The organism is Xenorhabdus sp. KK7.4 (assembly GCF_963876465.1).
GTDB classification, from domain to species: Bacteria; Pseudomonadota; Gammaproteobacteria; order Enterobacterales; family Enterobacteriaceae; genus Xenorhabdus; species Xenorhabdus stockiae.
Genome location: NZ_CAWNQF010000002.1, coordinates 38,131 through 50,143, shown reverse-complemented (window position 1 = coordinate 50,143; position 12,013 = coordinate 38,131). Strand labels below are relative to the sequence as shown.

The window sequence follows — 12,013 nt, the reverse complement described above, 5'->3', positions numbered from 1 at the left end:
CTGTTTCCCCTCAGTACTGCCAGTTCAGGCTGAACGCCACATAAACCGGATCGGTCTTAAACCCGTCCGGCTTCGAAAAAGGCGTCCCCACAGCGATGTCGTAAACCAGATTTGCCGGTCGGATCGGACCTTTCAGCCCCACTACCCCCCCGGCCAGTGTGCGCCCGACGTTAAAGTCCGCACCATTGCCTCCTATCCGGCCATAATCCGCGCCCAGATACAGTTGCTGCTCCGGCAATGGTGTCTGCCAGGACAGGGTATTGCGCAAGGTCCAGCCCGCATCCGCACTCAGTGAACGCTCTCCGTCAAAGCCCCGTACCGTCCAGCGGCTGCCGATACTGAACCGATCCTGAGGTGTTAACGGGGTCTGGCTCCACTGACGCAGGTATTCCACCCGGTGCTGGAATGCCTCCCCGACCAATGAAAATGGGGTGTTCAGTGATGCTGACACCTGAATGATGCGGGCTTGCGCGGTGGCATAATGCTCACTGCCCCGTGGATTGAGTTCCTCTTCCGGTGCGGGCCGTGCACCAAACCAGCGCGTTCCGTGCTGGTAACTGATCCCGGCATCCAACACAGCGGGCCCCAGATAATGGCGATGATCCAATGCCAATCGCCAGTGGCTGGTCCGGCGCTTTTGTCCGGTAATTTCCGTTTGTTTGATGAAGTTCCGGGTCTGACGTACATTCACCCCGTAGGTTAACGTTGTCTTTGAATTGGCATTACGGTGCAGAACACGGCTTAACTGCGCATTCAGGCTGTGACTTCTTCCCCGGTACTTCGCTGCTTCCGTGCGATGAGGCACCGTTTGGGCATAATTGTATTTACTGCCGGTAACTGCAAACAGCCAGTAGCCAAACGGCACGGAATAATGCGCCGTGTAATTGGCCGACTGTTTTCGGTCAGAAAACGCCAAATCCCGGGTCACCGCCACATAAAACAGGTCACTCAGAGAGGTAGGATTATCAAGCGCCAACATCAGTCCGCCCTGATTCTGTCCGGTGGTTTTCGTGCCGCTGTTATCCAGCCAGGCCCCCACATGCCAGAAACGAGACTGCTGGCGCTGAATCATGATATCCGTTTCACCGGGAGCGTCTCCCGGCACCAGTTCCATGGAGGCTTGAACATTAGGTATACGCTGGAGGTTTTCCATGCCTTGTTCAATCGCCCGTAAGTCTAACAACGCCCCTTCCCGAGCCGGTATCGCTGTCAACAGAGAAGCGTAGGTGTCCGCCCCCTCCGCATACCGGATCTGGCGGATTTTTCCCGGGACGACCATCAATTTCAGGTCTCCCTGACGGAGATCTTGTTCGGGTGCCAGTATCCGTGTTGTTACCCAACCGTGTGAAATCAGCCGGTTCTGCATCGTGCTCATCAGCAATCCGATGCCCTGTGCCCCCAGACACTGGCCAATGGCCTGATCCGCCAAACGCTGCAAGGGCACCCAATGCGGCAGTGCCTCGTTCCCCGATAGCGTCACTTTACGAATATCAAAACAGGGAGATTCGTTGGGAAACGCCAGAGGAGACGCGGCAACTGTGGTTGCCTCCTCAGCCAGATTGACCCGAGGCGGCCGGGCTTCCAGCCGTTGTTCTTGTGCCTGCTGTTGCTGTTGTTGATGAATTAAGGTCTGGTCATCCGGTTGTGCCTGAGCAGGGAATATTGCCAAGACACTGGATCCGGCCAACCCGAAGCATAGATTACTGAAAAGTTTATTTGGCATATTTTTTCCAATAAAAATTGGCGCATTTTTATTTTCAATCGAGAATTAACAAAAATATGTGAAGAGCAATTATGCGGAGATTTGATCACTTTTCAACCAAACAACAATGCAAAATAAATTCCACCTGATTAGATTAAAAAAATAATAAATGAATTTATTTGAAGTAAATAACTGCCTTTTGACAGATAAACACACATATAATGAAATTATAATCCAAATAAAGGTAAAAAAATAAAAAGCGGTGAAATGACATTCAGAACATTCTTACAGCAATTATTTTTATCAAAAAACGAAAAACAATAACCATGATTAATTTGAAATAAATTAAACAATCGATAACAAGAAATAGTGATAAAGATAAGGCGAGAGTTTTAATTAATCTCAACGTTTCTTAAGCATCGCAATTTCATGGTCACGTAAACCTAAGCGCGGCTTTTTCGGCTGAAATATATAAGCAATCAGTCCTGAGACTATTTTCAGTAAAAAGCCGACTACGCTTCAGTGCTTTGAATGTTCCATCTGAGAAATATTTTTCAATTCGTCATTCACCGGATGAGTAGGCCACGGGAACTGCTCCCGCAGCCTCTCGCAGAACAGTACGTGAGCCTCTCGACTCATACCGCTCTCTTCAGGTAAACACACCTGTCATTCCTGCCCGACAATGGGCAAACCCCCCCTATGCTCCTTTGCAATCCTTTGAAGACGTTTTGAGTCTTGGGTTTTATATCTGCTCAGAGCTTTGAACTTTCATCTGACTCAGCGCACCCGCGCTTTGTTGAGTTGCCTGAAAACCTTATACAGTGCCTTCTGGTTATGATGGCAGTGGGCGATCAAACGTCATCCAACTAAATCTAAAAATTGGGTAAGTCGAAAATACGACATGAACCACCAAGGAGAAGGGTAATTTCATGGCTGGCAGAAAATAGCCAATATGGACTGCCATTTTAATCTGGTTCAAATAGCTTAAACGCTGATAAAAAGGCATGTGAAGATTAGGAGTGTGGCTACGCCATTCGATCCTCAATACCAAACCTATTTGGTTAAGAGGAAATCGAAAAAGGAAAGTCATCATTCTTGGTACGACCCTGTTCTGACTACAATTTAGGTTGCTGGGTAACGTAATATGTCTTAGTGAAGGCTTGAGCCGTTGCAGTGAAAGTTGCACGTACGGTTCTTAGTACTACAGCCGTGATCCATATTGTGTCATGATGACTCTCTATCTTCCTAACACCAAGGGAGGTGTCCTATGACCTCACCTGTCAACTCTGGGAACAAGCGCTACGGGGCGTGCATTCCCGTCTGGCTTTCCTGTTTCACTCTGTCGGCTCTCAACACCGTTGTCTGGATTATCTTCGCGGACTGCTCAGTGATGTAGAGCGCAAAAATGGCTGGGCGAACACTCGCCCGATGACATTCAATATTTTCTGGAACGCGCCCATTGGGAGGCGGAGGCGGCCCGCGATATCTTACGCGACTATGTGACTGACCATCTCGGCGATGAGCAAGGTATCCTCATTATTGATGAAACCGGTTTTATTAAAAAAGGAACCCACTCTGCCGGGGTACAGCGTCAATACAGCGGCACCGCTGGACGCATTGAAAACAGTCAGATAGGTGTTTTCCTGTGTTACGCCGGTAAAGGCGGCCATGCCTTTCTTGATAGGGCCTTATACCTGCCCGAACAGTGGACTGAGGACCGGCCCCGCTGTACGGCTGCGGGCATCCCTGACGCCGTGAGCTTTGCCACTAAACCCCAACTTGCCCGACACATGCTGGCGCGGGCATTGGATGCTGGCGTGCCCTGTCGCTGGGTGACTGCCGATGCCGTGTATGGGCATGACCGCCGCCTGCGATGCTGGCTGGAGTCCCGGCATCAACCGTTTGTATTAGCGATCCCCAAGAATGAATGGCTTTGGTGGCAAGGCCCGCACGATATCAGGGCGGACGTGATTGCCGCCAGTCTGATGCCTGACGATTGGGAAACCCAGTCCGCGGGGTTAGGAACAAAAGGAGCGCGTTGGTATGACTGGGCACAGATCCCGCTCTGGCGTTTGCAAATAAGTAAAGAAGAACGGCGTTATGGTCATTATCTGCTGGTCCGGCGTAGCCGGGATGATAAACAAGAACACGCGTATTATGTGGTGTATGCGCACAAAGAAGAGGCTGATCTGAAAACGCTGGTTCAGGTAGCAGGACACCGCTGGGAAATTGAAAGTGGCTTTGACGAAACCAAAGGGGAATGTGGGCTCGATCATGACGAAGTGCGGCAGTGGCACAGTGGGTATCGGCATATTACGCTGTCTTTACTGGCCCATGCGGTCTTGGCAGTTTTGCGGATACAGGAGAAAAAAAACACCGCAGGGACTGATAGCCCTGAGTGTGTCGGAACTGCGTAAGCTGCTGTCAAAACTGATGGTCAAGGCCGGGGAAACCGTAGAACAGATCCTCTATTGGTCAAACTGGCGACGACGACATCAATACCGTGCGCAACAATTTCATTACCGCCGCCGAGAAGGACATTTGGTCACGGAACAGTTACGACTGTAGTACTAAGATATAATCTTTGTAGTCGTTTGCTTCGATTTTAGAATGCATTTGGTTAGTCGATTCCCAAATCTTGGCGGTCAGTTGTTGTTTATTCATGTTTTACTCTCGATAGAAATAAATTGTTAATTAATGTGTTTATATTATATTTCCATATGTAACTTCAGTTATTTTTTCAGTAGGGAATAACTGCTGTTATCCCTTCTTCTTCGATATAATTTTCATACTGAATGGAATAAATAATAAGTACCCCACCGGCTGTTATGTCCTCTCTTTAGACATGTTTATTCGTTATCATTATTTTTAGGTTGGGTGATGCTGCCTACATGTTGATTGTACCCTGAATCCATGCATGTTGTTTCCTTGCATGTAGCTGGATCGCGACCATTGCCACTATGAGAAAATCCATATATTGGAATCATTACCTTGGGTTGTAGTGTCAATCACAACTATGAAATTAATTTTAATGAAAAATAAAGTTATTCATCATCATTATTAGTAATAAATATAAGTAATAATCATCCAATCGGTAATGAAAATGACTCCTTACTGAGAATAAACCGAAAAAAGATTGCAGAAAAGCGGCCTCGGCATACAGAGTCACTTTGACAGTTACAGCCAGTTGTATGATGAGGATGTGAATAACGGCTAGATTTTCGGTCGTCTTTACCACATGGGATAGACCTGCGTCGATCCAACCACCGATAGCTATGAGGTCATAATGTATAATATTGATGAGTTATTGAGCCGGCTTTCTCATTCCCGCTCGCCAGCAACTATCACGCTTTCTTCACTTATTCCCCTCTCTTTTTCTGAGCTACATACACAGTATGAAGACCTGCTTTCCAAGGGAGAATTGCAATATCTTTATCGCAAGGTGCAGGAACAGAAGAAACGCAATTTGTTGCTTGAGGCCAGAGTATCCACTCAGACCTATCCTCAGTTAACTTTCGCGATTAAAAAGGGCTTGACAAAAAGCGTAGAAACCACCTCCTTGAACGCCAACCCGTTGGATTCCATTGATCCCGATGCAGTTGCTCAGAATGACCCGAGCCACTACAAAGTTGCCACCTTGGTGGAGATGTTGATCACCCAAGGGGATATGTGCTATCGCGAACTGACATCGGATGCGCTCAACGAAGCCAAAATATGGTATATCTTTGCGCTGGAAGCCATGAGCAAAGAATCAAAGGACTCAGGTGAAGCGTTATGGAATGTACCAGCATTGGAAGAGGCTGCTGACGAGGAGCTCCTGATGATAATGCAGACTGCATTGAGCCAGCTTGATAAAGGAGAAATATCTTCAAGACAAGAATGTACCGCCAACTCACAGACTAATCTTTTTCTGCCTAAGTTCAACCCGACGCTGCGCCAACGCTTATTTAACCTGCATCACAACCTCAGCATTGATGGTCAGCCGCTGTCCTTGTCTATTTATGCCGAACCGACAGACCCGGAAGCCTTGAAGGTGAGTTTAGTGCAGAATTCTACGGAGGAACGCGCTCTGCCTTATAGCACGCAGCGACTTTACCATTTCCCGGTTATGCTGGAGCGGGCACGTAACCTGACGGGCCAACTGACCCAATTCGGGTTATCACTGCTAAACATGGCCGAGCATGCTGATGCCGACAAGTTGTATGCACTTCTGCTACAACAGGGAATGGAGCTAATGTTGCAGAGTATTACGATTCAGCAGCGGACGGTGGAGGAAATTGACACTGACACAGATGAACTGAATGAAATGCTGCAAGGGGCGCAATCTCGTCTGGATAAATATACGGCTCTATATAACGAGGATGAGTCCGCCGGGGAACGTCAGGCCATGACTCTGGCAGACAATGCAGCCGGTCTCTCAATGGCCGCCCAGACGGTGTCAATGATCGAAGAGGGGGCTGATAGGTCACCGAACATCTTCGGCCCTGCGTATAGGGGTAGTCGTTGGGGGGGAGAGAGCCATGCCTCCGCCGCTAAGATATCACTGAATTCGTCAGCCATAAGTCAGGCCCATGACAAAGTCATCCGGTCGGAGATGTACCGCCGTCGTCAGGAATGGGAAATCCAACGTGACAGTGCACAGAGAGAAATCAACCAGATTGCTGCACGGCTTGAGGGCATGAGCATCCGTCGGCAGGCGGCCGTGATGCAGGTCAACTCGTTGCAAACTCAGCACCAGCATACCTGCGAACAGCTGGAGTTGTTACAGCGTAAATTCACCAATCGGGAATTGTATAACTGGATGCGTGGTAAGCTGAACGCTATCTACTATCAGTTCTTCGATATTACCCAATCATTCTGTCTGATGGCTCAGGAATCCTTGCGTCACGAACTGAGTGATAACGGGCTGACCTTTATCCGCGGCAGTGACTGGAATAGCAGTACCTCCGGTTTAATGTCTGGAGAGAGGCTGATGCTGAATCTGGCTGAAATGGAGAAAGTTTGGACTGAGCGTGATTAACGCTCGCTGGAGATGACTTGCACGGTGTCATTGGCGCAGTTTTATGCTGCACTCAATGGGATACCCGTTCTCATCCGGTAAAGAATGCCTTCGAAAGTCAGTCGGGGTTCTTCTTTATTGTAGACAAGCCCATTTTGTGGTCACATAACAGATCTAACTATTGGGAGCATGACCTCGTGTTAGGAAGAAGAGAATCATCATGACACAATACGGATCACGGCTGTAGTATTAGGAGGACGGCACTTGGTAACAGATGCCGTCTATCCGACAAAAATGAGTTAGCGATAACATAGGAATAATCGCCTAAGACTCAAGATTGCTTTGCTCATATTCCAATGACCAGAGCAACAGAGCATGTGTGCTCCAATACAACTTATTCGCCCTCAATATTCTGGTAGTACACCTGCTTAATATAACGCCCTCGCCCATCGCCATGCCCTAAATCCATTGAGACCAGTGCCAGCGCTTCCCGCTCGCTGAATCCTTGCGCTATATAATGCTCCCCGGATTGCTGAGCAAAATGATAACGCATACTATGCGGCGCTTTATTGCCGCTCAGCCCTGCACGTCTGACAATATAGCGGTAACGGTCGATAGCCTGCGTGATCGTCGGCTTATCAATCAGTTTGCCGCCACGCCCGGCCTGCTCGCGTTCAGCATAAGCAATCGCGTGTTGCAGGGCTTCCCGATCCAGTATGACCGTCTGTCTGGGGCGTCCACCTTTAGTACCGAACACCACCCGCACAGACGTATGCCCGTTTTCCAGTGCTTTCTTCCAGGTCGCTAACGATTTGTAGGCTTCCACCGCTTCTTTGGTACGCAGTCCCAGCACATACGCCAGTTGCATAACAGCCGCGACACGCCGGTCTTTTTGCTCCACCTGCTGAAAAATGTCCCGGAATGCAGCCGGAGCCAGCGCCATTTTCGTTCCCATGCGGCTGGTATCCGCGATACCCAATGCCCGGTTACTCAGGCGGGTATTATCGGGATCAGCCAACTTATGCTTTCCCGCCTGCGCTAAAATGGCTCGCAGCACCGACATTTCATTTTGCAGTGTCCGGTGACTGAGATTGTTGGCTTTGCGTTCAGCGATGTAGCGCTCAATATATTTCACCTTCAGGCTATCCACTTGCCGGAGTTTGATGCCATTGTTTTTCAAATAATCAAGGAAGTACCGGGCAATCCGTTCACGATCCGCCACCGTAACAAAACTTCCGCCCGCCTGTCGGGCATGCGTGATAAAGGCTTTTCTGAACTGCTCAACCTTTGAACGTGTCGATCCCTGCGCCATTCTCGCCTCTTCTGCTACTTTGCATTTGTTTTATTCATTTTTAGTCGTTTTTAAAACAATTCCCTGCGTGTCGGTTCAGGTTCACCGTTCCGTGGTGCGTCAGACAATGTGTAGCAGGGCGGGATTGTGTTGAGTTATTGCAGGAGCTCGCGATGTGCTCAGCACTGCGATGACATGCTCCCCGTTCAGTACCTGATCAGCTCAGGATGAACGCCTCATTATCTTGACGTGATTCATTCTCCTTAATCTTTACTGCATCAGCCTGCAATCAGGCAGTGGGTTGAAAATCCGATAGGACAATCGTTTAACAGGGTGGTTAATCGTCTGTTTTGCGTGGTTTCACTGAGTAATGCGGGGTTCAAATCGGTCGTAAAACCAGACCGGATGGGCTATGGACGTTTGCCGCTTTGCGGCGTCACTTGGTAATCGCTGCGCTTCAACACAAGTGACGCCGCGCAATATTCGGGACGCTGATCGTGATGAATAGACAATGTGAATGAATGTTGTACCGGTGAAAACGGTATCGTTTGACGTAAGACAGAGCCTGTTTTGCTTTGTTGTGTGAGTAGCCGGTGATGAATCACACCGGGAAACTTTCATCCTCAGACGGAGGGTTAGGTGTCCGGGGATATCTGCTTCCAAAAGTGCGCAGATGTACCGCATGGTATGCTCTCCCTTGCAGGCTACGGGAGTTTTAATGTCGCCGCTTCACGCTGATCCTTACAGGCGGAAGATCATCAGATAACAGAACGATAGTAGCGATTGTCTCAGGCGGGGTCAAACAGTGTTTTAGGTCACTTTTCCACGGCATATTTTTAGCCTGTGTGAACAGGATCTTTCTAAAATAAATAAAAAGACCGTTTCATATTGCTGAGATAAAAATTATCTCATTGTGATATTGATGCCTATGTAAAATTGTAAAATAATTATTGGTACTGTATTCTAACAAGCCTGAAATAGTTATTTTTATTATGGCGTGTTACTTAATATTGGCGTTAAAACGGCCTGAATTATTTTAAACAATGACTTTTGTGATCATAGTCATAAAATGAAAATGATCATGCTTTCCAAAGCCCTTGCTATTTTATTTTTATAAATAAATCATATCACTATCGAATCGATACTCAATCTGTCAGCGATCCCTCCCAACACAATGAATTCACTATTGATAAAAGCAGAGTGTATTACGCTAGTGACGCAATTATTTTAATTTTTTACACTGTGATTGTTGGGGGCGTTTTTTTATTTCACTTGATTCCATTTGGTTTTCACTTATCCCTTATTTATCATTTCTCCTCATTATTATTTTTCATGCATTAACCAAAATAGTCCGGTATCACAGTTTCTTCAAATTATCTCAGGGTCACGGTGTAAAAACAGTCGGTTGATCCTTTCATTATCCTATTTGTCAGAGACAACGCCGGACGAATTTCAATGTTGTGCCCGGACGTGATGGCCGATGGTTATCACGTTATCCGTCATCACCTCAGGGAGACACCTATGTCAGTGAAAAAGCACATCGCAAAACTTCAGCAGGGAAAGGCCCTGTTTGAGCAGGGGCAACAAGCCACCCGGCTGGCTCAGCAGACAACCGGGAGCTTCGTTGGGCACGAACCGGGGTTGGCAAAGAAAGCCGCCGGGGGTCACAGCGCCGCCACCAAAGCCCTGCAAAAAGCCAGTCAGTTTCTCAGTGATGGTGCCCCCAGCGGTCTGCAATTTACCCTGACGGCGGGCGGTCTGGCACCAGAAACCTTTGTCGTCACTGATTTTACCCTGAATGAGCATTTTTCTCAGCCGTTCCAGCTGGAAGTCGGACTGGCGAGTGCTGACCCTGCCATCGACTTTCCTGCGGTACTCGACCGCGCTGCCACGCTGACAATCACACAGGATGGGGTTGAAAGCCGGAGTATCACCGGTATCGTTGCCGGCTTTGAACAGGGCAATACCGGGTTGCACCAGACCACCTACCAGATGAGTATTCGCCCGGACCTGTGGCGCACCACCCTGCGTCAGAATTCGCGTATTTTCCAGCAACTGAACATTGAATCCATTATCACCAATATTCTGAAAGAGCACGGTATCCGCGATGTGGTCTTCAGCCTGCGCCATGCCCACCCGGAACGGGAATTTTGTGTGCAATATCAGGAAAGTGACTTTGCCTTCCTGCAACGCCTGACCGCAGAAGAAGGTATCTTCTACTTTTTTGAATGCGGCAACGGGCGCAATACGCTGGTGTTTGCCGATGATGCCGGCTCTGTGCCGCCGGGCATTGTCCTGCCCTACCAGCCGGGTGACACCAGTACGCTGGGCGAGCCGGCAGTGAGCCACCTGACACACCGGGCACAGGTCCGCCCGGCTCAGGTGCAGCTCAAAGACTACACCTTCAAAAATCCGGCGTGGCCGGCCGAATTCAGCCAGCAGATGAAGGAAGACACGCTCCAGCAGGTGTATTACGAACATTACGACTATCCGGGGCGTTTTAAGGATGAGGCACACGGTAAGGATTTTACCCGCTACCGTCTGGAGGGACTTCGCAACAATGCCGTGACAGGACAAGGCCGTGGTCATGCCATTGCGATCCAACCGGGACGGTTATTCACCCTGTACAACCACCCGCGTGAAGATCTGAACCAGTCCTGGCAGGTGGTGGGCGCCAGTCATGCCGGTAGCCAGCCCCAGGCACTCGAAACTACCAACAGCGGCACAGGCACCACCCTGAACAGCCAGTTCCACTTTATCCGCCATAACCAGCACTGGCGTCCGGCACCGTTACCGAAACCGGTCATCGACGGCCCACAGATTGCCAACGTCGTGGGACCTGCGGGAGAAGAAATCTTCTGTGACCAGTACGGGCGTATCCGCCTCCAGTTCCCGTGGGATCGCTACGGCAAGAGTGATGACCAGAGTTCTTGCTGGATACGGGTCACCCAGCCGTGGGCCGGTCAGGGCTGGGGGATGCTCGCTATCCCGCGTATCGGGCAGGAAGTGGTGGTGGATTTTCTGCACGGCGACCCTGACCAACCCATCGTCACCGGACGCACCTACCATGCCAGCAATATCCCGCCGGGCGGATTGCCGGGCAGCAAAACCCAGATGGCCTTTCGCTCCAAAACCCACAAAGGCGAAGGTTACAACGAACTGCTGTTTGAAGATGCCAAAGGCAGCGAGCGACTGGTCCTGCATGCGCAGAAGGATATGCAGACGACGGTAAAAAATGACCAGAGCCTGGTCGTGGAAGCCGGTAACCGGAGCCTGCTCATCCAGACGGGGGATGAACATAAAACCGTCCAGCAAGGTAATCTGACCGAGAACATCTGCCAGAAACGCAGTACACAAGCCAATGTGGTGCAGGTGAAAGCCAATGCGGGCAAAGCCGGGGCGGGGATGCAATTGTATGAAGCCGAGGATGATATCACGCTGAAAGTCGCCAGCGGTACCATCCAAATGACGAAAACCAACATTAAAATTTCGTTCGGGGGCGCCAGTATTGAGCTGAATGACAGCGGGGTCACCGTATTAGGCGGTCAGGTTAACATCAACAAATAACGCATTTTGATTTTTAACTTGCAGAAAGTAAAAAGGAACTTCCATGAACAACCAACTTGATCTCGCGCCTTTCCACTTCAATCAGGGCACGATTATGCTGCCCGCCAGCTGGCAGGATGCCAGTATTCTGGTATTGAACAGTACCGATGAAAAAAATGGCACCAGTTTCACCATTTCCCGTGACAATCTGCCGTGGGGGCTGGCATTCAGTCAGTTTGCCGAACGGGAAATGACCGCCATCAGCAAGCAACTGAAAGATTATGAAGCGATAACCCATGAATCCTGTGAACTGAACGGTTTTGAGACCGAGATTTTCGAATTTCGCTGGCGTGCCCCAAGTGGTCCGGTACATCAATTAATGATGTTGTTGAATACCCCAAAACAGGTGCTGATTTTCACCGGCACCTGTCAGGGGGAGATGACCGCAGCACAACGGGAACAGATGCAGACCATG

7 protein-coding genes and 2 pseudogenes are annotated in these 12,013 nt (G+C 49.4%); 5 read left to right on the top strand and 4 right to left on the bottom strand.

Annotated features, from left to right (window positions below):
* Window positions 1-10: 10 nt before the first annotated feature.
* The gene (locus tag AACS90_RS22815) at window positions 11-1,723 is read right to left on the bottom strand and encodes a ShlB/FhaC/HecB family hemolysin secretion/activation protein (RefSeq protein WP_099119849.1); all 1,713 of its coding nucleotides are present in this window, start codon (window positions 1,721-1,723) and stop codon (window positions 11-13) included.
* 381 nt (window positions 1,724-2,104) lie between these two features.
* Window positions 2,105-2,272 (bottom strand): annotated as a pseudogene (locus tag AACS90_RS22810) (IS982 family transposase); the annotation flags it as partial.
* A 690-nt stretch (window positions 2,273-2,962) separates the two neighbouring features.
* Here AACS90_RS22810 and AACS90_RS22805 point away from each other — a divergent pair.
* The 3 genes and pseudogenes from AACS90_RS22805 (at window position 2,963) to AACS90_RS22795 (ending at window position 6,722) form a co-directional block, all read left to right on the top strand.
* Window positions 2,963-4,119: pseudogene (locus AACS90_RS22805) on the top strand (IS701 family transposase).
* Window positions 4,103-4,270 (top strand): hypothetical protein, encoded by a 168-nt coding sequence (locus AACS90_RS22800; protein ID WP_206601817.1) that lies wholly within the window; start codon window positions 4,103-4,105, stop codon window positions 4,268-4,270. The pseudogene AACS90_RS22805 and the gene AACS90_RS22800 overlap by 17 nt, the downstream one beginning before the upstream one ends.
* A 718-nt stretch (window positions 4,271-4,988) precedes the next feature.
* Entirely contained in the window at window positions 4,989-6,722 is a 1,734-nt protein-coding gene (locus AACS90_RS22795) for a Tc toxin subunit A-related protein (protein WP_099119848.1), read from the top strand.
* 373 nt (window positions 6,723-7,095) lie between these two features.
* Here the strand turns inward: AACS90_RS22795 and AACS90_RS22790 are convergent, their stop codons facing one another.
* Complete coding sequence (locus AACS90_RS22790; RefSeq protein WP_099119847.1) at window positions 7,096-8,013, bottom strand: integrase domain-containing protein; 918 nt, start codon at window positions 8,011-8,013, stop codon at window positions 7,096-7,098.
* A 339-nt stretch (window positions 8,014-8,352) separates the two neighbouring features.
* Window positions 8,353-8,676, bottom strand: coding sequence for a hypothetical protein (locus tag AACS90_RS22785; protein ID WP_153043623.1), 324 nt, complete (start codon window positions 8,674-8,676; stop codon window positions 8,353-8,355).
* A gap of 837 nt (window positions 8,677-9,513) precedes the next feature.
* Between AACS90_RS22785 and AACS90_RS22780 the strand changes: the two genes are divergently transcribed.
* Entirely contained in the window at window positions 9,514-11,559 is a 2,046-nt protein-coding gene (locus AACS90_RS22780) for a type VI secretion system Vgr family protein (RefSeq protein ID WP_099119846.1), read from the top strand.
* Between the two features lie 43 nt (window positions 11,560-11,602).
* Window positions 11,603-12,013, top strand: a 411-nt coding sequence (locus tag AACS90_RS22775) for a DcrB-related protein (RefSeq protein ID WP_099119845.1), incomplete at its 3' end; no start/stop codon positions are given.